22 protein-coding genes are annotated in these 22,087 nt (G+C 46.5%); all 22 read left to right on the forward strand.

Going from position 1 to position 22,087, the window contains the following annotated elements; genetic code table 11:
* The first annotated feature begins 89 nt into the window (after window positions 1–89).
* Window positions 90–812 (forward strand): vWA domain-containing protein, encoded by a 723-nt coding sequence (locus A8708_RS11300; protein ID WP_057313332.1) that lies wholly within the window; start codon window positions 90–92, stop codon window positions 810–812.
* On the forward strand, window positions 796–1,701 hold the full coding sequence (locus A8708_RS11305) for a protein kinase domain-containing protein (RefSeq protein WP_068663583.1): 906 nt from the start codon (window positions 796–798) through the stop codon (window positions 1,699–1,701). Before A8708_RS11300 ends, A8708_RS11305 begins: the two co-directional genes overlap by 17 nt.
* 33 nt (window positions 1,702–1,734) lie before the next feature.
* Window positions 1,735–3,162, forward strand: coding sequence for a tRNA lysidine(34) synthetase TilS (gene tilS / locus A8708_RS11310; protein ID WP_068663584.1), 1,428 nt, complete (start codon window positions 1,735–1,737; stop codon window positions 3,160–3,162).
* A gap of 61 nt (window positions 3,163–3,223) precedes the next feature.
* Window positions 3,224–3,763, forward strand: a complete 540-nt coding sequence (gene hpt, locus A8708_RS11315) for a hypoxanthine phosphoribosyltransferase (RefSeq protein WP_068663585.1) — start codon at window positions 3,224–3,226, stop codon at window positions 3,761–3,763.
* Window positions 3,764–3,860: 97 nt separating this feature from the next.
* Entirely contained in the window at window positions 3,861–5,822 is a 1,962-nt protein-coding gene (ftsH, locus tag A8708_RS11320; protein ID WP_068663586.1) for an ATP-dependent zinc metalloprotease FtsH, read from the forward strand.
* 202 nt (window positions 5,823–6,024) lie between these two features.
* The gene (gene nadA / locus A8708_RS11325) at window positions 6,025–6,963 is read left to right on the forward strand and encodes a quinolinate synthase NadA (protein WP_028557389.1); all 939 of its coding nucleotides are present in this window, start codon (window positions 6,025–6,027) and stop codon (window positions 6,961–6,963) included.
* Between the two features lie 129 nt (window positions 6,964–7,092).
* Window positions 7,093–8,703 carry an L-aspartate oxidase gene (gene nadB, locus A8708_RS11330; RefSeq protein WP_068663587.1) on the forward strand — a complete coding sequence of 537 codons (1,611 nt, stop codon included), beginning with the start codon at window positions 7,093–7,095 and terminating at the stop codon, window positions 8,701–8,703.
* A 1-nt stretch (window position 8,704) separates the two neighbouring features.
* Window positions 8,705–9,574: a carboxylating nicotinate-nucleotide diphosphorylase gene (gene nadC / locus A8708_RS11335; protein ID WP_068663588.1), complete on the forward strand. Its 870-nt coding sequence runs from the start codon at window positions 8,705–8,707 to the stop codon at window positions 9,572–9,574.
* The gene (locus tag A8708_RS11340; RefSeq protein WP_068663589.1) at window positions 9,571–10,335 is read left to right on the forward strand and encodes a type III pantothenate kinase; all 765 of its coding nucleotides are present in this window, start codon (window positions 9,571–9,573) and stop codon (window positions 10,333–10,335) included. Before nadC ends, A8708_RS11340 begins: the two co-directional genes overlap by 4 nt.
* Window positions 10,336–10,358: 23 nt before the next feature.
* On the forward strand, window positions 10,359–11,234 hold the full coding sequence (gene hslO / locus A8708_RS11345) for an Hsp33 family molecular chaperone HslO (protein WP_068663590.1): 876 nt from the start codon (window positions 10,359–10,361) through the stop codon (window positions 11,232–11,234).
* A 63-nt stretch (window positions 11,235–11,297) separates the two neighbouring features.
* Complete coding sequence (locus A8708_RS11350; RefSeq protein WP_068663591.1) at window positions 11,298–12,248, forward strand: peptidyl-prolyl cis-trans isomerase; 951 nt, start codon at window positions 11,298–11,300, stop codon at window positions 12,246–12,248.
* Between the two features lie 112 nt (window positions 12,249–12,360).
* Complete coding sequence (gene cysK / locus A8708_RS11355; RefSeq protein WP_068663592.1) at window positions 12,361–13,302, forward strand: cysteine synthase A; 942 nt, start codon at window positions 12,361–12,363, stop codon at window positions 13,300–13,302.
* Window positions 13,303–13,420: 118 nt separating this feature from the next.
* The gene (locus A8708_RS37070) at window positions 13,421–14,941 is read left to right on the forward strand and encodes an anthranilate synthase component I family protein (protein ID WP_068663593.1); all 1,521 of its coding nucleotides are present in this window, start codon (window positions 13,421–13,423) and stop codon (window positions 14,939–14,941) included.
* A 35-nt stretch (window positions 14,942–14,976) separates the two neighbouring features.
* Window positions 14,977–15,558, forward strand: a complete 582-nt coding sequence (gene pabA, locus A8708_RS11365) for an aminodeoxychorismate/anthranilate synthase component II (protein ID WP_068663594.1) — start codon at window positions 14,977–14,979, stop codon at window positions 15,556–15,558.
* Between the two features lie 7 nt (window positions 15,559–15,565).
* Window positions 15,566–16,432: an aminodeoxychorismate lyase gene (gene pabC, locus A8708_RS11370; protein ID WP_068663595.1), complete on the forward strand. Its 867-nt coding sequence runs from the start codon at window positions 15,566–15,568 to the stop codon at window positions 16,430–16,432.
* A gap of 22 nt (window positions 16,433–16,454) precedes the next feature.
* Window positions 16,455–17,276, forward strand: coding sequence for a dihydropteroate synthase (folP, locus tag A8708_RS11375; protein ID WP_068663596.1), 822 nt, complete (start codon window positions 16,455–16,457; stop codon window positions 17,274–17,276).
* Between the two features lie 51 nt (window positions 17,277–17,327).
* Window positions 17,328–17,696 carry a dihydroneopterin aldolase gene (folB, locus tag A8708_RS11380; protein ID WP_068663597.1) on the forward strand — a complete coding sequence of 123 codons (369 nt, stop codon included), beginning with the start codon at window positions 17,328–17,330 and terminating at the stop codon, window positions 17,694–17,696.
* On the forward strand, window positions 17,693–18,205 hold the full coding sequence (gene folK / locus A8708_RS11385) for a 2-amino-4-hydroxy-6-hydroxymethyldihydropteridine diphosphokinase (protein ID WP_068663598.1): 513 nt from the start codon (window positions 17,693–17,695) through the stop codon (window positions 18,203–18,205). The genes folB and folK overlap by 4 nt, the downstream gene beginning before the upstream one ends.
* Window positions 18,187–18,399, forward strand: coding sequence for a helix-turn-helix domain-containing protein (locus A8708_RS11390; protein ID WP_068663599.1), 213 nt, complete (start codon window positions 18,187–18,189; stop codon window positions 18,397–18,399). The genes folK and A8708_RS11390 overlap by 19 nt, the downstream gene beginning before the upstream one ends.
* A 17-nt stretch (window positions 18,400–18,416) precedes the next feature.
* Complete coding sequence (gene dusB / locus A8708_RS11395) at window positions 18,417–19,433, forward strand: tRNA dihydrouridine synthase DusB (RefSeq protein ID WP_068663604.1); 1,017 nt, start codon at window positions 18,417–18,419, stop codon at window positions 19,431–19,433.
* A 221-nt stretch (window positions 19,434–19,654) separates the two neighbouring features.
* Window positions 19,655–20,131 (forward strand): transcription elongation factor GreA, encoded by a 477-nt coding sequence (gene greA, locus A8708_RS11400; RefSeq protein WP_028557404.1) that lies wholly within the window; start codon window positions 19,655–19,657, stop codon window positions 20,129–20,131.
* A 95-nt stretch (window positions 20,132–20,226) separates the two neighbouring features.
* Entirely contained in the window at window positions 20,227–21,723 is a 1,497-nt protein-coding gene (lysS, locus tag A8708_RS11405; protein ID WP_057313278.1) for a lysine--tRNA ligase, read from the forward strand.
* Window positions 21,724–22,087 lie beyond the last annotated feature (364 nt).

Genomic DNA, 22,087 nt, shown 5'->3' on the forward strand with positions numbered 1-22,087 from the left:
AGATGATTAGACACTCTCACAAATGGAAAAACTAGGATATGAAACTACTAGAGAGCGAATCTAATCGGCCAGGGAGGCAGAAGATCATGATGAAACAAATTTTATTGATTACAGACGGTTGTTCCAATGTTGGTGTAAGTCCCGTGATAGCGGCGGCACAAGCGCAGGCAGAAGGTGTTGCTGTGAATGTCATTGGTGTGATTGATCATGGCGAGTTAGGTGTGCTAGGCTCAGAAGAGATTCGGGAGATTGCAGCAGCAGGCGGTGGCATGAGTCGGATTGTTAATTCCGAACAGTTGTCGCATACGGTACAAATGATGACCCGGAAAACGGTGAATGCGACCATCCAGCATGCGGTGGGTAAGGAACTGCAAAGTATATTAGGAATTTCACAATTAGAGCAATTACCGCCGGAGAAGCGAGCAGAGGTCGTGCAAGTTATTGATAATATGAGTGAAACTACGTCACTGCGTGTGGCTCTTTTAATAGATGCAAGTGCTAGTATGAAGCCGAAGCTAGCTGCGGTACGTGAAGCGATTCACGACCTTTTGCTTAGTTTAAGGGCACGAAGTGGCGTGAGTGAGCTTGCAGTTTTCCACTTTCCATCTACTAAATCGAGTGATCAAGAACTAGAGATGGATCATGGTTGGACGAATCAGCTTGCAAATGTCGACAAGATGTTCTATAAAATAAACATGAAGGGTACGACGCCAACCGGTCCGGCGCTACTGCAAACGTTGCAGTTCGTGACAGAAAAGCCTTTCTCACCAAAGACGACTGAGGAAGGGATGCTGAGTGACTACGTGGTATGATGAGGCCTTTCGCCCGGGGGCTGTTATTAAGGGGAAGTGGAATGGCCATGTGTATGTGGTCGAGCGTTTACTAGGAGCAGGCTCCAATGGTATTGTTGCTCTAGTTCGAAGGGGGAACGCTAGATTTGCACTGAAAGCAGGATATGAGACGGTTGACCATCAGTCAGAAATCAATTCCTTGCTTGCTATTTCGTTGAAAGAGAATTCATTTAAGAACTTCTTGATTGACTCGGATGATATGGTGATTCAAGGGAAGGGGATCTCCTTCTATGTCATGCGATATATTGAGGGAATGACACTAACTGATTTTATACATAGACGCGGACAAGACTGGATATTTGTGATAGGTACGAATCTTTTGCGGAAACTCACTGAAATTCATAGAAGTGGGTATGTATTCGGAGACTTAAAGGTCGAGAATATGATTGTATCTAACTATGGCGATGTGGACTTGATTGATTTCGGAGGCGTATCACCTAAGGGACGAGCGATTAAACAATTAACAGAAGTCTATGATCGCGGGTTTTGGAATATGGGGGAGCGGGTTGCGGAGGAAAGTTACGATCTATTTTCATTTGCCATTCTACTATTAAAAACACTGGATAACCGCAAACGCTTCGCTGGTTTTATCAAGACACTCCCTCAAAATCGGGAGTTGGATCAAGTAATGTCAATTATGCGGGAAAATCCAGTTGCTGCGCAGTTGGCACCTTTTCTGAATAAAGCTTTACGCGGCGAGTTTCATACGTCGGAAGAAGCTATTGTAGAATGGAAGAAACTAGTTGCGGGCAAGAAGATTGCCCTGTCGACGCTGAAGATGCCATGGCTTAAAATATGCTTTGCAGCCTCTATTTTTATTTGTGGAGCAACGATTTATATGTTTTGGTAGGGCAGGGTATCTAAGGGCTGAAAGGAATACGAGATGGAAACGGATCTTGTTGCCAGAGTGGAACGACGAATTGAGGAAGAAAAACTTGCGGATGCAGGAGATGTAATTGTCGTCGCAGTGTCAGGGGGACCTGATTCAGTGGCGCTGTTGCATGTCCTTTTTCGTCTTGCGGCTACCCACCAGTGGACGATCGTTGTTGCCCATGTGAATCATCAATTCAGGGGCAGCGAATCGGATGCTGAAGCAGGTTTCGTTAAAGAGCTAGCAACGGGATTAGCGCTCCCATGTGAAATTGGTGTTATTGATGTTCCTGCCTATATAGAGGAATCATCATTAAATGGGCAAGCGGCAGCGCGGGAGAAAAGATATGAATTCCTCCATAGAGTCGCTAATCAGTACGGCGCACATCGAATCGCTTTGGCTCATCATGCCGATGATCAAGCGGAGACGATGTTGATGCGAATCTTACGTGGGACAGGCCCATCAGGGCTTGTTGGAATGCCGGAACGCAGGCGCGAAAAAAAAGTGGAACTGATTCGTCCTTTTTTACGTATATACAAATCAGATATTGTGAATTATTGCGCTCAGCATGAAATTACCTATTGCAAGGACAGCAGCAATGAGCTGCGGAAGTATTTCCGCAATCGGATTCGGTTAGATCTGATGCCGATGCTGAAACAGTATAATGAACAACTTCCTGAGTCACTCAATCGATTGACGGATGTGATGCAAGCGGAGAATGATTATTTAGATGGAGAAACGGATAAGATTTTCCGCCGTATCGTGACATTTCAGTCGAACATCTGCCGCTTAAATCGGAGTGAATTCGCCGAGCTTCACGTTGCTTTACAAAGGCGTTTGATTAAATTAATATTAAACTGTCTTTGTTTGGAAAGGGAAAGGCTGGTATATACGCGAATTGAGCGCGTGCGTGAATTAATGCTTAAAGATCAAATGTCGAATCAAGTCCTCCAAGTGGATGAACAGATTTATATTGTGAGAGAATATGGATCTATTCAATTTCAGACCTTTGCACCAGATCCTAAGCCTTATGCTTATGAGATCCGGTTAACATCGAATGAGCTGGAACTACCGGACATGAACGCCAAATTGATCTACGCATGGATGCCCTTAAGCTCGTATAAGCAAGCTGCCACATCACCAGACCATAATAGCGACGTTTTTTTGGATGCTGACCACGTGGAATTGCCGCTTTGTTTGAGAAGCCGCAGATCGGGAGACCGATTGGAACCACTTGGTTTAAACGGGTCCAAAAAGGTAAAGGATATGTTCATTGATGCCAAGATGCCGAAGGCTCGGCGCGAGGCCATCCCACTACTGGTCGATGCATCTGGACGAATTCTCTGGATTGCTGGATTTCGTAGGTCCAAACACGCTTTGGTCGGACCAGACACAGAACGTGTGCTTCATATGAAGCTAGTGCTGCAGGAACATACGTAAATTTCGTTCTTCTAGAATGTAAATTTATAAGGATTCATAATATAATCTAGGGGGTTCATCCTTGTACAGCGACATTCAAGAAGTACTTTACAGTGAAGAACAAATTCAAGGCAAGATTAAAGAATTAGGGGATGTACTTTCCACTGATTACGAAGGTAAGAATCCATTGGTAATTTGTGTGCTGAAGGGCGCTTTTATTTTCATGGCGGATCTCGTGAAGCAAATTAGAGTGCCTTTGGAAATTGACTTTATGGCGGTATCTAGTTACGGTCAATCCACGAAATCCTCGGGCGTTGTTAAGATTATCAAAGATCTTGATGTACCCGTAGAAGGACGTCATATTGTGATCGTGGAAGATATTATCGATAGTGGCTTAACGCTTAGTTATCTGATAGATGTGCTAGAACGTCGCAATGCGAAGACTATCTCGGTTGTTGCGCTGTTTAATAAACCGGCACGCAGAACGGTAGAACTTGAACCTGATTATGCAGGTTATGAGCTGCCAGATGAGTTCGTTGTCGGATATGGTCTGGATTATGCAGAGAAGTATCGTAACCTTCCATTTATCGGCATATTGAAACCAGAGATCTATTCGAGCTAGTGTCACGTTCCGCAGGCGCACTAGGGCAGTAATGTTGTAGCGCTTTACCGGGGTGTGGTAAAATAATAATTGTGTGCCGTTTGAGAGGAGGCTCGTTATGAATCGAATTATCCGGAATACCGGCTTTTATTTGCTTATATTTTTGGTTACCGTGGGGATCGTTCATTTCATCAGTACCCAGAATGAACAGAAGGAGTTAATCACTTACGATAAATTCCGACAAGCGGTTGTTAACAAAAATGTAGAGTCTGTCGTGTTAAAGTTCGATGGGTATACCTATTCAATTAAGGGTAAGTATATTAACCCGCCTAATGGTGCTGATAAGAAGAGCTTCGAAACACATGCTCCTTACGAGCCGTTAGTTGTACAAATGATTGAAGCGAACGGCGTACCTTCGGAAGAGTACGGGCCGATGGAACGCGATAGCGTTTGGATTAGCTTTCTTACGTCCATTATTCCATTCGTCATTATCTTCATTTTGTTCTTCTTCTTATTGAATCAAGCGCAAGGCGGCGGCGGTAAAGTGATGAACTTCGGCAAGAGCCGTGCGCGCCTATATAACGAGGAGAAGAAACGTGTCACATTTGAGGATGTGGCAGGTGCAGATGAAGAGAAGCAAGAATTGATCGAGGTCGTTGAGTTCCTCAAGGATCCTCGCAAATTCGCAGCAGTTGGCGCTAGAATTCCTAAGGGTGTTCTATTGAATGGTCCTCCAGGAACAGGTAAAACATTACTTGCTCGTGCTGTTGCGGGTGAAGCAGGCGTTCCGTTCTTCTCAATCTCAGGTTCTGACTTCGTTGAGATGTTCGTGGGTGTCGGCGCATCCCGTGTTCGTGACTTGTTCGAGAATGCGAAGAAAAACTCACCTTGTATTATCTTTATCGATGAAATTGATGCGGTTGGTCGTCAACGTGGCGCTGGTTTAGGCGGCGGACATGATGAGCGTGAGCAAACACTCAACCAATTGCTTGTTGAAATGGACGGATTTGGCGCGAACGAAGGTATTATCATCGTAGCAGCAACGAACCGCCCTGACATTCTAGACCCGGCCCTTTTGCGTCCAGGCCGTTTCGACCGTCAAATCACGGTAGATCGTCCGGATATCAAGGGTCGTGAAGCGGTATTGAAAGTTCATGCGCGTAACAAACCGCTTGCTAAAGATGTGAAGCTAGATTCACTTTCACGTTATACAACTGGTTTTACGGGTGCTGATCTTGAGAACTTACTGAATGAAGCAGCTTTGATTGCAGCTCGTCGTAATCGTAAAGATATTTCCATGGCAGAAGTTGAAGAAGCTTTTGACCGTATTATCGTGGGTACACAGAAGAAAAGTCGTATTATCTCCGAAACTGAGAAACGTATCGTAGCGTACCACGAAGCGGGTCATGCGATTATCGGTTATCATGCGGAGAATGCGGACATGGTTCACAAGGTGACGATCGTACCTCGTGGCCGTGCAGGCGGATATGTGATGATGCTGCCTAAAGAAGGCGAAGATCGCATGATGCAAACGAAGAATGAGCTACTGGATAAAGTAACTGGACTCTTGGGTGGCCGTGTTTCCGAAGAATTATTCATCGGAGAAATTGGCACTGGGGCGTACAGCGACTTCCAGAAAGCAACAGGAATCGTTCGTCGCATGATTATGGAATACGGTATGAGCGATAAGCTTGGACCGATGCAGTTCGGCAGTTCCCAAGGCCAAGTATTCTTGGGCCGCGATATCGGACATGAGCAGAACTATAGTGATGCGATTGCTTACGAAATTGACCAAGAAATGCAAAGCTTAATTCGTATGTGTTACGAACGTGCACGCACGATTCTTACGGAGCATGCGGATCAGATCCACCTTGTTGCCAAAACGTTGTTAGAGAAAGAAACGTTGGATAAAGACGAAATCATCGAACTCTTGGAAAAAGGTAAGCTTAGCACAAGCACCGATGAGGAAGATGTTAAAGTTACGATTCAAGGTCAAAGCCAAGCTAGCGAGAGCAATAAGCTGGAGTTTGACAAAGATAAAGAAGTTAAAGAGATTAAGCCGGATCAAACAGAAGAGTAAGTTGCAATGCGAACTCGGAAATCCGTTGTACACGTTCAGTGTGCGCGGAATTCCGAGTTTTTTTGGTGTATTTGCGCATTGACAGGCGATGTGAGAATGTGTAAATTAGTTGTAAATCTCTAATTTAATTGCTTTTAGATCATACTACTTTTAGATAGACGATTGAGACGATACTTACGTCCCAGATAGGGGAGGAAGCACCATGGAAGCCTTAGCATTAGAGCGCAAAGCGGAACAAAACCGCGAGCTCAAAGAACGACTGCTGCAATTGAAGAAAGAACGTAATGCCATTATTCTTGCTCATTATTATCAGCGTGACGAAGTTCAAGAGGTAGCGGATTTTCGAGGGGATTCCTTTTTGCTTGCTCAGAAGGCGGCACAAACCGATGCGGATGTCATCGTATTCTGTGGTGTTCATTTCATGGGGGAAAGCGCTAAGATTCTTGCGCCGAATAAGACCGTAATTATTCCAGACGAACGGGCTGGCTGCCCAATGGCAGATATGGTGAATGTTGAGGGTCTACGTGCCCTGAAACGCCAGCATCCGAATGCCAAAGTCGTTGCTTATATTAATACTTCGGCTGATGTGAAGTCCGAAACCGATATTTGTTGTACTTCTGCGAATGCCATCAATGTCATCAATTCCGTCGATTCAGATGAGATCATCTGGGTACCGGATAAAAATTTGGGTGACTATGTATCAAAATTCACAAGCAAAAAAGTGATCATTTGGGAAGGCTATTGCAACACGCATGATATGTTGACTGTTAAAGATGTAGAGGAAATGAGAGCGCAATATCCGAATGCACAATTCGTTGTTCATCCTGAGTGTCGTCCGGAAGTAGTGAAGCTTGGGGACTTTGTAGGCAGCACCACAGCGATTATCAAATATTGCAAAGAGTCTGACTGCCAGGAGTTTATTGTAGGGACAGAAGATGGCACTGGATATCAATTGCGTCTGGACAGTCCTAATAAGCAGTTTCATTTTGCTACGAAGTACTTAGTATGCCCGAATATGAAAGTGAATAATTTGAAGAAAATTGTGAAGTGTCTTGAGACAATGCAGCCAGAGATTTATGTACCAGAAGACGTAGCAGATAAAGCAAGATTGTCCTTGGAGCGCATGTTACAAGTTAAGTAGCATGCGCTACTCTCTTGTCTAGAATTAGGTGCCCTCGTGAAGCAAGGCTAGTTTCAATTCGATAAGCGGATAGTAGACGAACTGACGTTGCTTTACGAGGTATTAATGGTGAAGAACAGGTGAACTGGCATGATTCCTAGATATCTCGTTGATGTTGATTTAGATTCTATTCCTCATATACATACGGATGTAATTGTTATTGGAGCGGGTATAGCAGGATTATTCGCGGCGCTTCGTGCTAGCGAGACTAAGAAAGTGCTTATGATTACGAAGAAATCCCTCCTGGATAGCAACACACGCTATGCGCAAGGCGGGATTGCTGCTGTCATTTCAGACGAAGATTCTCCAGAATATCATCGTCAAGATACGGTGATTGCAGGAGCAGGGCTCTGTTCGACAGAAGCTGTTGATGTTCTTGTACATGAAGGACCTGAAGGCGTTCAAGATTTGATTCGGATGGGAACCCAATTCGATCTAGAGAACGGGGAATTTGCTTTGACGAAGGAAGGCGCACATAGTCAGCGTCGAATTCTGCACTCTAATGGCGATGCGACGGGTGCGGAAATCGTCAGAGCCCTTTCGGAGCGTACGAAGCAAGATCCGAATATTGAAATCTGGGACGACCACTTTGTAATCGACCTGATTACCCAAGACGGCGAATGCTACGGTGCGCTCGTGCAGAAACCAAACGGACAGCGTGTGTTTGTGCGTGGCAACGCCACGATTCTTTGCTCCGGTGGCGCGGGACAGCTGTTCCGCTACACAACGAATCCGGACATCGCCACCGGCGATGGGATTGCGATTGCTCACCGGGCAGGGGCGCAAATTCAGGATGTGGAATTCATCCAATTCCACCCTACAGCGCTATGCTATCCAGGCGCACCGCGGTTTCTCATTTCCGAAGCGGTACGGGGCGAAGGTGCCTATTTACGCAACATCAAAGGAGAGCGCTTTATGGAGCGTTATCACCCGCAATTGGAGCTTGCGCCAAGGGATGTTGTTGCACGTGCCATTGTGGATGAGATGGAGAACTGCAAATCAACCTTTGTTTACATTGACATTACACACGAGTCAGAAGAATTAATTAAACATCGGTTCCCAACGATCTATGAATACTGCCTGAATTACGGGCTTGATATGAGCACAGACTGGATTCCAGTTGCTCCTGCAGCGCATTATATGATGGGCGGCGTCAAAACGGATTTATACGGTGAAACCAAAGTTCGCCGCCTGTTTGCATGTGGGGAAGTCTCATCTACAGGTGTACATGGTGCTAACCGCTTAGCAAGTAACTCATTGTCGGAAGCCATCGTATTCGGACGTCGCATTATTGAACGAATCCAGGAATTGCCTGATCTTCAGGGGGATATTCAGATTCGTTCAGCATCCGAGGCCCCTCGAACGGAGATTCCGAATCAAGCCGTTGTAGAGAAGAAGTTGAAGCTTCAGAAAGTCATGCTCCGCTACGCGGGTCTCAAGCGTTCAGCCAAAGGCTTGCAGAAGGGATACGAAGAATTGGCGAGACAGCTGTCGATTTTTGATTCGTTGATGACCAAACGTGAAGAGTATGAGTTTGCTAATTTACTGAACGTAGCCCTCTTAACAACGACAGCAGCATTGGCCCGAGAGGAAAGTCGCGGCGGCCACTATCGTGAGGATTTCCCGGATCGGGATGACTCCGTATGGAGGAAGCATATCGTTTTCCAGCGTGGGGAAGATAGGATTGAGGAGTGGATCTAGTATGTTAGAAATAAATATGGAATTAGTGCGAAAGCAAATTCGCCTTTGGCTTGAAGAAGATATTGGCACTGGCGATGTCACGACCTTGACAACAATCCCTTTGGAACAAGTATCCAAAGGGATTATCCACGTCAAAGAAGATGGAATCGTTTGTGGGCTCCGCATCGCACAGGAGGTTTTTGCTGTGGTCGATGCTTCTCTTCGTTTTGAAACAAAAGTGGTTGAAGGATCGTCTGTTAAGAAAGGGACCATACTAGCTGAGGTGGAAGGCAATACACGTAGCATCCTGTTAGGCGAGCGGTTAAGTCTGAACTTGATGCAACGATTGTCAGGGATCGCCACGAAGACGCATGAGTTTGTGGTTGCTTTAGATGGTTTGCCGACCAGACTGGTTGATACACGCAAAACAACGCCTGGACACAGATTGCTCGAGAAATACGCCGTACGCGTTGGTGGTGGTTATAACCATCGTTTCGGTCTGTATGATGCGGTTATGATTAAGGATAATCATATCAAGGGCTCTGGTGGCATTACCCAGGCGGTTCAAGGGGCTCGTCAGAACATCCCTCATACGATGAAGATCGAAGTGGAAGTTGAGAATTTTGAGCAACTGCACGAAGCGCTTCAAGCGGGCGCGGATATTATCATGTTGGACAATATGGCTCCAGTTCAAATGAAAGAAGCAGTAACGATAATTAAAAGTAAAGCGCCGCATATTGTAGTAGAAGGGTCAGGTTCAGTCACCCCGCAAACGATTAAAGCCATGGCAGAAACGGGTGTAGACGTGATTTCTGTTGGACGGCTGACGTACTCGGTAGCAGCGCTCGATATTTCATTAGATTTGAATGAGCGGAAGGAGACGGCACTATGATTCTCGTTATCGATGTCGGGAATACGAACATTGTGCTCGGTCTTTACCAAGAACGCACACTCTTGCATCATTGGCGGGTAAGCACGAATCGGTCGGCTACCGTAGATGAGTATGGCATGCAGTTGCACAGTTTGTTCCAACACTCTGGTATTTCCTTTGGGCAAGTAGAAGGTGTCATTATTTCATCTGTTGTGCCCCCATTGATGAATGCGATGGAAAACCTTTGCTTACACTACTTGAAGAGGGCGCCGTTTATCGTAGGCCCAGGGATCAAAACAGGATTGAACGTCCGTGTGGACAATCCGAAGGAAGTTGGCGCGGATCGCATCGTGAATGCGGTAGCGGCGCTGGAGCTATATGGTGCTCCGTGTATTATCGTCGATTTTGGTACAGCAACAACGTACGATTACATTGATGCCTCAGGACAACTCGTAGGATGCGCCATTGCGCCTGGCATTGGGATCTCTACTGAAGCGTTGTATCAGAAGGCAGCGAAGTTGCCACGTATTGAGCTGGTTAAGCCGAAAAGTGTTGTCGGTCGGAATACCGTAGCGGCGATGCAGGCGGGGATTATTTATGGGTATGTGGGTCAGGTTGACGGGATCGTTGGACGGGTCATTCAAGAGTTTAATGTAAATCCAACAGTAATCGCGACGGGTGGTTTGGCGGAGCTGATTTCCAGCGAGTCAAGGACGATTCAGGTCGTTAATCCTTTGCTTACCTTACAAGGTTTACAAATGATTTATGAGAAGAATGTTTAGGCTGTACAAGGAAGGATATGGACATGACTGATTATTTAATTCGAGGAACAGCGCTGGATGGACGTGTACGTGCGTTCGCTGTCCAGACGACTCTTCTAACGGAAGAGCTTAGTCGAAGGCATCAAACGACACCAACGGCGACGGCTGCCTTAGGAAGAACAGCGGCGGCGGCGCTTCTTATCGCTTCTATGCTCAAGGGAGAAGAACATCTCATTGTGCAAGTCAAAGGGGATGGCCCGATCGGGCAAATCGTGGTGGATGCGAATGCGAAGGGTGAAGTACGGGGATACGTTGATAATCCTTTTGTAGATCCGCCCCTCAAAGAGAATGGTAAATTAGATGTTGCTGCTGCTGTGGGTACAGACGGTTTTTTATACATAACGAAAGATTTAGGAATGAAAGAGCCTTATAAAGGAAGCGTTCCTTTAATTTCAGGAGAGTTGGCAGAGGATTTTACGTACTATTTTGCCATGTCTGAACAGACGCCTTCGGCTGTTGCGCTTGGTGTTTTGGTGAATACGGATCATTCGATCATTGCCTCTGGGGGATTTGTCATTCAATTACTTCCAGGTTTAACGAGTAGTGAAATTGATGAGATTGAAGCGATGTTAGGCCAAATCCCAACATTCACGAATATGTTAGGCAGGGGATTGAATTTAGAAGAGATTTTACAAACCGTGCTCCCTTCTTTCCGTAAGCTTGATATGATGGACGTCATGTTCCGCTGCAAATGTAGTCGGGAGAAGGTGGAGTCTTCACTGATATCGTTGGGCAAACAAGAGCTTCAAGAGATGCTGGAAGAAGAGGGAGTTGCGGAAGTCGTCTGTCATTTCTGTAATGAAGCGTATCGGTATGAAGGAGAAGATTTGCGACGGATGATTGAGCAACAAGCTTGGTAATCTGTTGATTAGCTAGTGTACCTATGTGCAAACAGTACTATGGAAGTAAAAGAGGGAAATAGGATGCGCAATGTTAAGCGATTGTGGGGAGTCATCATCGCGATGGCGATATGTATTCTCGTGCTCGCATCCTTGCTGATCAGTCATGCCATCAACCATTCAGAACCAAGTCAATCACCGGAGCCAGAACAGCAGGGTGAGAAGAAACATACACGAGTTATTGCCAAAATCGGAAATCGTGAAATTACCATGGATGAGCTCGAATCAGCGCTCACACGCCATTATGGTCCAGAGCAGCTAAGTCAAATGCTAGATCGTGAAGTAATTCGCCTAGAGGGAAATGAGACGGGGATTAAGGTAGAGAGTGCGGAAATCAATCGTGAGCTGAAAAGGATGCAGCAAGGATACGAAAGTGAAAGGCAGTTTTATGACTCCATGCAAAGTCAGTTGGGCATGTCGGAGCAGGAAATCCTAGAGGATGTATCGAATAAGTTGTTACTTGAGAAGTTAGCAACGGCAGCCATTCACATCACAGACACTCAGGTTGATACATACATAAAGACCCATGCAGATGAGTTTGAACAAGAAACGGAATACAACATTGGGCAAATCATTGTATCTACGAAGGAACAAGCAACGAAAGTCATTGCGGAATTAGCCAAAGGGGAGAGTTTCGGGATTCTCGCCAGGGATCGATCCCTTGATGATGCCACCAATAACACGGGTGGTGATTTGGGTTGGGTTGAAGGGGATGACCCTTTCGTGGAAGCGCCGATTCTGGATGCAGCGAAATTGCTGAAGGTTGGCGAAGTGAGCAAGCCTATCCCTGTAACACAAGGGTATGCTGTCGTTTTACTCAAGAGTAGACGGGACAAGAAGAATCCAGATATAGCGTTCATTCGAGAGAATGTGCGTAGGGAGCTTGCGTTGCAACAAGCGCCTCCATTGAAAGATTTTGTCACACAGCTACGCAGTAAATGGAAGGCGAGTGTGGTGGATGCAACACTCCAGTAAGTGATTGTGAGAAATGGGTTGACAACCCGTAATCGCATTGTTAAGATTAGTGTAATTAATACCGACTAATTAACTCGGAAATCATTCAAACTTAATCTGGAGGGGAAATATTATGGCAAGATTAGTACAGAGCATTACGGATTTGATTGGAGATACACCACTAGTTCGTTTGAACCGTGTTGTTCCTGAAGGCAGTGCAGAGGTTTATGTTAAACTAGAGTATCAGAATCCAGGAGCTAGTGTGAAAGACCGTATTGCCATCTCCATGATCGAAGTTGCCGAGCAAGAAGGCAAATTGAAGCCAGGTGACACCATTGTAGAACCGACGAGTGGTAACACGGGAATCGGGATTGCTTTAGTTGCAGCAGCTAAAGGATACAAAGCGATTCTAGTAATGCCAGAAACAATGTCCTTGGAGCGTCGTAACCTGCTTCGTGCTTATGGTGCACATCTTGTTCTAACGCCTGGAGCAGAAGGCATGAAGGGCGCGATTAAACGTGCGGAAGAACTTCAAGCAGAGAATCCTTCCTATTTTATTCCGCAACAATTTAAGAACCAAGCGAATGTGAAAGTTCACCGTGAAACAACAGGTCCTGAAATCGTGGAAGCGATCAACGCACATGATGGGAAACTGGATGCTTTCATCTCCGGTATCGGTACAGGTGGTACAATCACAGGTGCGGGCGGCGTTTTGAAAGAAAACTTCCCGAACATCAAAGTTTACGCAATTGAACCTGCAGCATCCCCAGTTCTTTCTGGTGGTAAACCAGGTCCTCATAAAATTCAAGGTATCGGTGCAGGCTTTGTTCCAGATATTTTGAATACGAATGTGTATGATGAAATTATTACCGTTGAGAACGAAGATGCGTTCGAGACTTCACGCCGTGTTGCCAAAGAAGAAGGTATTCTTGGTGGCATCTCCTCCGGTGCAGCGATTTTCGCAGCATTGAAGGTTGCTAAAGAGCTAGGCGCTGGTAAACGTGTTGTTGCTGTAATTCCAAGTAACGGTGAGCGTTACCTGTCCACGCCTTTGTACCAATTCGAAGAGCAATAAGAACGAGTCTCACGCATAAGCGATTAAGCCTTCAGCTAATACAGCTGGGGCTTTTTTTCTGTATAGGGTTGGAGTATACTAATGGACAACGAATTAACGGATTGTAAGGAGCACGAGTATGATTTTAACTACAGTGGAACAATGGCAGGAATGGTCCTCTAGCTACAACATGCTGCCGTATGTAATCAAATTAGGATTAGCCGATGATCGGATCGCCTCGTGGGAAGAAGCGTGGAAAGAGGCTTCGCCGGATTCCTTCGTACTTGAGAGTGGTAAAGGCGGACGCTATACGCATTTTGGGTTGCATCCCTTTTCGACTGTGCGGGGCACTGGCTTGGAAGCAGTAATTACAGGTCACACGACATCACACCTTCATGGGAAGCCCTTAGACATCGTTAAGCAGTGGATGTCCGCTTATCGTAGCCCGAAAGTCCAAGGTGCCCCTAAGTTTGTAGGCGGCTGCGTAGGGTATTGGAGTTACGATGTGATTCGTACCATTGAGAAGCTGCCAGAGCATGCGCAGAATGATCTGCCGATCCCCGATTACAGCTTCGCCATGTATGATCAGGTGTGGACGTTGGATCACACCGAGAAAAGCCTGTTCATCGCGGTACACATGCCCTTCGCGCCAGGCGCAGACCTCAGCGAGCTCTACGCGCAGGCGCACGCTCGCGCCGAAGCCATGCTCGTCCGCTGGCACGCGATCCGCGCTGGCAACTGGTCCGGCACACCGCTGAGCGGCGCCGATCAGCCAGCGATGGCGCATGAGCAGCTGCACATCGACGTCGAAAGCATCGCAGGCATCCAGCCTGCCTTCGACAAAGCCGAGTTCATGGCTGCGGTGGAGCGCATCCAAGCCTATATCTCCCAAGGTGACGTGTTCCAAGTCAACTTGTCGGTCAGACAGAGCCGGCAGCTGCGCACGACGCCGGAGGAGATTTACGAGGCACTGCGCCTCGTAAATCCTTCGCCATACATGGGCTTGCTGCGGTTCGCAGGCTTCGCCCTTGTCTCCGGCTCGCCGGAGCTGCTCGTGCAGCTCGAGGACGGCGTCCTGCGGACGCGTCCGATTGCTGGCACGCGCCCCCGCGGCAAGGACGCACAAGATGACCTGCGCCTAGCTGGCGAGCTCATCGACAACGACAAAGAGCGCGCCGAGCACGTCATGCTGGTCGACCTCGAGCGCAACGACTTGGGCCGCATCTCGCGATATGGCTCCGTCCATGTGAAAGACTTCATGGTCATCGAATACTATTCACATGTGATGCATATCGTCTCCGAAGTCGTCGGCGAGTTAGCGGAGGGGAAGGATGCTTACGATGTCATTGCGGCAACCTTTCCCGGTGGTACCATCACAGGCGCTCCGAAGATTCGCTGCATGGAAATCATTGAAGAACTAGAGCCAGTTCGTCGTGGTCCCTACACAGGTTCAATGGGATGGATTGACTATAATGGCAATATGGAATTTAATATTATTATACGCACGTTAGTAGCGGTTGACGGGATGGGGCATATTCAAGCGGGAGCGGGGATCGTCATTGATTCCATTCCAGAGCGTGAATACATCGAATCCTTGAACAAAGCCAAAGCGATGTGGAAAGCAATTGAGTATAGCGAGCGGAGCATGAGCCGAGCTTAGGGCCCGAGTGGGCTGAGACGAAAGGGGAGCTTAGCATGATTTTAGTGATTGATAATTATGATTCGTTTACGTACAACCTTGTTCAGTATTTGGGAGAGATTGGCGAGGAAGTTATCGTTCGTCGGAATGACGAAATTGATTTGGCAGGGGTCGAGGCGTTGGCGCCGGATCATATCTTAATATCTCCAGGTCCTTGCACGCCGAATGAAGCTGGAATTAGCTTATCACTGATTGATCATTTTAAAGGAATTATCCCGATTTTCGGCGTTTGCCTCGGACATCAATCCATTGGCCAAGCTTTCGGTGGCGATGTGATTCGCGCAGAGCGCTTGATGCACGGTAAAACCTCGGAGATTTTCCATGACGGTAAAACCTTATTCGAAGGACTTCCGTCACCTTTCATTGCAACACGGTATCATTCTTTGATTGTCAAAAAAGAAACCTTGCCTGATTGCCTCGAAATCAGCGCACAAACAGCCGAAGGCGAAATCATGGCTTTGCGTCATAAAGAGTATCCGATCGAAGGGGTGCAATTCCACCCGGAATCGATTATCACCCAGCATGGACATCAGATGCTGCGGAACTTCCTTCGCCGCACAGCGAAGTCAGGGGTTTAACGAACGCATGATTATCGCTATCAATGGTATCTTAACCGAAGAAACACAAGCCGTGGTCTCTGTATACGATCACGGTTTTCTTTACGGAATCGGTTTGTTCGAGACGTTTCGAACCTACAACCGCAAACCATTTCTACTTGAGGAGCACCTTCGTCGTCTCACGGATGGGTGTCATGAGCTCGGTATCGCTTATGAGCCGAACCTCCAGTACCTAATGCGTCTCATCGAAGAACTGCTCCAAGCTAATCATCTAGAAGAGGCATATATCCGGTATACGGTTTCTGCTGGTGTCGAGGTATTGGGTCTTCCCTCTGGCGACTATACGAAGCCATCAGAAATCATCTACATAAAGCCGTTACCACCGAGGGATGAACGAACCTACTTTCATGGCAAAGCGCTGCAACTACTGAAGCTGCCACGCAATACACCAGAGGGCATGTATCGGTTTAAGTCCTTTCATTATATGAACAACATCTTGGCTCGCAGAGAGCTGGGGCAGTATGCTTGGGCTACGGGCGCGGAAGGACTTATGCTATCGGAAGATGGCTATGTAGCGGAAGGGATCGTCAGCAACCTCTTTTTCGTGAAAAATGGCACCCTCTACACCCCATCGCTCGATACAGGTATCTTACCTGGCATTACTAGAGCGCATGTGATCGATCTCGCACGACAGCTGCAAATTCCTACACAGGACGGTTTGTACCGTTGGGAGGATCTTGTAGACGCAGAAGAAGTGTTTCTCGTGAATTCAATTCAAGAAATCGTGCCAGTCACCACCTTGTATACGCCGAATGGACAAGCTTATACCGTAGGCACAGGTTTACGGGGGGCGGTGACGGAACATTTGACCACACGCTACGCATTGTCACAGTAAACGAACAGGAAGTGAACCTTACATGAATACGTTATCCTGCAGAGGACACGAACTGCCCATTGGTGATCGCACGATCATTATGGGCATATTAAACGTAACGCCGGATTCCTTTTCGGATGGAGGCAGCTACCGTCACGTCGAAGATGCCGTTCGCAAAGCCCGTCAAATGGTTGCGGAAGGTGCAGACATCATTGATGTTGGTGGAGAATCCACACGACCCGGTGCTGCGATTGTAACTGTAGATGAGGAACTACAACGTGTCATCCCTGTCGTTGAGGCGATTCGCCGTGAAATCAGCATCCCTATTTCCATAGACACCTACAAATCGGAAGTAGCCAAACATGCTCTAGAGGCAGGGGCCCACATCATTAACGATGTTTGGGGTGGGCAAGCGGATATCAACATGGCAGCCGTAGTGGCGCAATATGACTGCCCCTTCATTATCACTCATAATCGCAGAAGCTCGGAATATGTCGAATTTCTCCCGGATGTCATTGGGGATCTTCAGCATTATACAGACCAGGCGCTTCATGCAGGTGTTAAGCGAGAGCATATCATTCTCGATCCTGGTATCGGGTTCGCCAAATCCTACGAGCAAAATCTCTACCTGATGAACAACCTGCGTCCGATCGTAGATCTAGGATATCCGGTTCTTTTAGGTACATCGCGCAAAAGCGTCATCGGACTAACCCTAGGGCTGCCCCCAGAAGAGCGTCTTGAAGGAACGGCAGCAACTGTCGTACTTGGCATCGCTCAGGGCTGTGGAATCGTTAGAGTCCACGATATTCAAGCTATCAAACGGTTAGCTCTTATGACAGACGCCATGTTGCGCAGCAAACTTTAAGTTTAATATAGATGGACATATATCGTTATATCGACCCTGGAGGCTTTCCCTATGGATAAAATCATTCTTTCCCGCATGCAATTTTTTGGCAATCACGGTGTGTTCCCTGAAGAAAATACGTTGGGTCAACGCTTCTACGTAGATGTAGAAATGATGCTTCCTTTAGATAAAGCTGGAAAGGCCGATGACTTGACAGAAACGGTTCATTATGGCGAAGCTTTTTTCCTGATTAAGGAGATTGTGGAGGGGCGTACGTACAAATTAATCGAGGCATTAGCAGAAAACATTGCATCCGAGCTCTTGCATACTTATACTAGTATCAATGAAGTGACGGTTCGCGTCATTAAGCCGCATCCGCCCTTTGCCGTTATTTTTGACGGTGTTACCATAGAGATCAACCGAAAGCGGGCATTGGAATGACAGCCGAAGATCGAGAACGCACAGTTGCTTATGTCGCATTAGGCTCCAATATTGATAAGCGTGAACATTATTTGCAGGGTGCAATTGCAGCGCTGAATGAGGAATCGGGGATAACAGTGATGGGGCAATCCTCCATCTATGAAACCGAGCCCGTTGGCTATGTGGATCAATCTGCTTTTCTAAATATGGTAATTCAAATTCATACGGACTTATCGCCTGAAGCGTTACTGAGTACCTTGCTAGCCATCGAGAACCGTTTGGGTCGGACGCGGGATTTACGTTGGGGCCCCCGAACAATTGATTTGGACTTACTCTTGTATGGTGAACATCAGCTTACGACCCCCGACTTGATCATTCCGCATCCGCGGATGCATGAGCGGGCTTTTGTATTAGTGCCCCTCTCTGAGGTTCTCTACGCGCGGCAGGAGTCTCTATTTGAATCTATCTCTGCACACTTGGAGAAACTGGAAGGAAAGGAAGGCGTCATCCTATGGAAAAAAGCTCAATAGCACAGCGCATTCGCGCTTTTCGTAAGCTAAAAGGTTATACGCAGAGTGAATTAGCCGATTTATTAGGTGTATCGATTGCCATTTTAGGGGCGATTGAACGTGGAACACGCAAGCCAGATAATAAAATGATTCAAAATATCTCGCAAGTTCTGGGCATAGAACCCGAGGAGTTAGTCGCAGTAATTGTGAAATGAGAGGAGTGGAATCTTCGGTGCTGAAAATAGGAAATGTCGAAGCTCCCAATAAAGTGGTATTAGCGCCAATGGCGGGCGTATGTAATCCAGCGTTTCGATTAATTGCCAAAGAGTTCGGTACAGGCTTAGTCTGTGCGGAGATGGTTAGTGATAAAGCAATCGTACATGGTAATGCACGCTCAATGGAAATGTTATATGTGGATGATCGTGAAAAGCCGTTAAGCCTCCAAATTTTCGGTGGTGACACAGAGACTTTGGTGCAAGCAGCTAGAATTGTTGACCAACATACGAATGCCGATATTATCGATATCAACATGGGGTGCCCTGTTCCCAAAATTACGAAATGTGATGCGGGCGCAAGATGGTTGCTCCAACCCGATAAAATTGAAGCTATGATCGCGACCGTCGTTGCAGCCGTGAGTAAACCTGTTACGGTGAAGATGCGTATTGGTTGGGATTCCGAGCATATCTATGCTGTCGAAAATGCGAAAGCTGTCGAAAGAGGCGGCGGCAGCGCCGTTAGTGTTCATGGACGTACGCGCGAGCAATTGTATACAGGCAAAGCGGACTGGAACATCATTCGCGATGTTAAACAGGCTCTTTCCATTCCAGTTATCGGCAACGGTGATGTTGTGACCCCTGAAGATGCGAAACGCATGCTAGATGAGACGGGTGTAGATGGTGTTATGATTGGGCGTGGTGCTCTAGGCAACCCATGGATGCTGTACCGGACAGTCCAGTACTTGGCCAATGGCGAGCTTCCTGCTGAACCGTCTGCAGAAGAGAAGATCCGCATTGCGATTTTGCATATGGATCGGTTGATTGCTCTCAAGGGTGAACATGTGGCAGTGAAGGAAATGCGTAAACACATGGCTTGGTATCTCAAAGGAATGACAGGAGCAGCACGTGTGAAAGACATCATTATGGAGACTGAGAAGCGGGATGAAATGGTTCGTACATTGGACGCCTATGTCGAACATCTTGCGATGAGTTCCGTGTCTGGGACAGTCGAAGAATCAGCTGTACTGCATTAAAAAGAAGCAGCTATGGTTGACATTGACATTTTGAAACCGTTGCAATATAATCAGTCAATATTAATGTGTTCCTGCATATATTGAAAGACTAACGAGTAAGCAACTTATTATGAAACGTGAATTCATACTACTTGAATCAGCTCTATAAAGACCCAACTCCTAGCAGGAAGCATCGATTCAACGATATGAAAATCTTTCACATGACGGGAGATCAGTTGGCAATGGCTGAAAAAGAGGTCATTCTTACACCAGTAGGGCTACGGAAATTAGAGGATGAGCTTGAGCATCTGAAATCCGTTAAACGCCGTGAGGTTGCGGAAAGAATTAAGGTTGCCATCGGTTATGGCGATATTAGTGAGAACTCCGAGTACGAAGATGCGAAGAATGAGCAAGCCTTTATTGAAGGAAGAATCATTACTTTAGAAAAAATGCTGCGCAACGCGCGGATTATTAATAACGATGAGGTCGATATTAACACGGTTAGTGTAGGATCGATTGTCACACTGAAAGACTTGGAATTCGGCGACTTAGTAGAATACAACATTGTAGGTTCGGCTGAATCCGATCCGTTGCAGAATAAGATTTCTAATGAAAGCCCTGTGGGTAGAGCTATTCTAGGCAAGCAAAAGGGCACCAACGTTGATGTTGTAGTACCTGCTGGCGTCATTCAGTATCAAATTATTGATATTAAAAAGTAGCGTGCAGCCGCAAGCCTTTTGGAAAGCTTCCCTCAGGAAGCTTTTTTCCGTTTTTTCCATTCACGGATCTAAACTAATTCGTAGGAGATGAAAACATGAGTCAGGAACTAGAATTAAATGAATTGCTCGTTATTAGGCGCAACAAATTGGACGAGCTTCGCGGACTTGGTGTCGATCCATTCGGCGGCAAGTTTGTAAGAACGCATGCGGCAGGGGATATTCTTGCGGCTTATCAAGAGATGAGCAAAGAAGAGTTGGATGAGGCGAACGTAGAGGTACGAATTGCAGGGCGTATCATGCAGAAGAGAAGTATGGGTAAAGCTAGCTTCGCACATCTGCAAGACATCACTGGGAAAATTCAAATCTATGTGCGTGAAGATGCCTTAGAGGCGAATATTTATAAAGCTTTTGATATTCTTGATCTAGGCGATATGGTAGGGGTTGAAGGTGTTGTTTTCAAAACGAAAACAGGCGAAACCTCTATTAAAGTGAAATCACTTGAGGTATTGACGAAATCTTTACTTCCATTGCCGGATAAATTCCATGGCCTAAGTGATGTTGAGCTTCGTTACCGTCAACGCTATGTAGACTTGATTATGAATCAAGATGTTCAGAAGACGTTTATTCTTCGTTCCAAAATCATTCAATCCATGCGCCGTTACTTAGATTCCTTGGGCTATTTGGAAGTGGAGACACCAACGCTGCATTCTATCGCAGGTGGCGCTTCTGCACGTCCTTTTAACACGCATCACAATGCATTGGATATGCAGCTTCATATGCGTATTGCGATCGAGCTTCATTTGAAGCGTCTTATTGTTGGGGGACTGGAGAAAGTGTACGAAATCGGTCGCGTATACCGTAATGAGGGTATTTCTACGCGTCACAACCCAGAGTTCACGATGATCGAGTTGTATGAGGCATATGCGGACTACAAAGATATCATGAAGTTAACAGAAGAGCTTGTTGCTCATATTGCGCAAGAAGTGCTCGGCCAAACAACGATTCCTTATGGTGATCATGAGGTGGATTTGGCTGTAGGTTGGAGACGTGTCTCCATGGTTGATGCGATCAAAGAGGTCACAGGTGTAGACTTCAGCGTTCATATGACGAATGAGCAAGCGCATGGTCTGGCCAAAGAGCACAAGGTTTCTGTTGAGCCGCATATGACATTTGGTCATATCGTGAACCAGTTCTTCGAAACGTTCGTTGAAGAGACGTTGATTCAGCCTACGTTTATCTATGGGCATCCATTAGAGATTTCTCCGCTTGCCAAAAAGAACCCCGAGGATCCGCGCTTTACGGATCGCTTTGAGCTCTTTATCGTGGCACGTGAGCACGCGAATGCTTTTACTGAACTTAATGATCCAATCGATCAACGAGAACGTTTTGAGGCGCAGCTCCGTGAGAAAGATCTGGGTAACGATGAAGCGCATGAAATGGATGAAGATTTCATCCGTGCACTTGAGTATGGTATGCCGCCAACAGGTGGCTTAGGTATAGGAATTGACCGTTTGGTTATGCTATTGACGAATGCACCATCGATACGTGATGTCTTATTATTCCCGTTGATGCGTGAACGCCAAGGCGAATAATTCCATCGTTTAGAGGCGCCATTCGGTGCCTCTAATTTTTTTGAAATTAAGACTTGCAAAGTACATGTGGTCTGTGGTATCTTATAAAAGTTGCCGCTGAGGACAACAAGAGAAACACAAGAAACACAACAAAAAGCAACTCGGAATTAAGGGTTGCAAATAAAAACTCAGTGTGGTATATTGGTCTTCCGGCTTTCGAAAGAGAGCGGATTGGACAAGAGTCATTTGATCTTTGAAAACTGAACAACGAGTGAGTAAGCACAGTCGAGCAATCGACTATAAATGAGATTGCAAAATCTCGCTAGCTTCAAATGAGCAAGTCATCTTTCTACTATGGAGAGTTTGATCCTGGCTCAGGACGAAC

This window comes from Paenibacillus oryzisoli (assembly GCF_001653565.1).
GTDB classification, from domain to species: domain Bacteria; phylum Bacillota; class Bacilli; order Paenibacillales; family NBRC-103111; genus Paenibacillus_E; species Paenibacillus_E oryzisoli.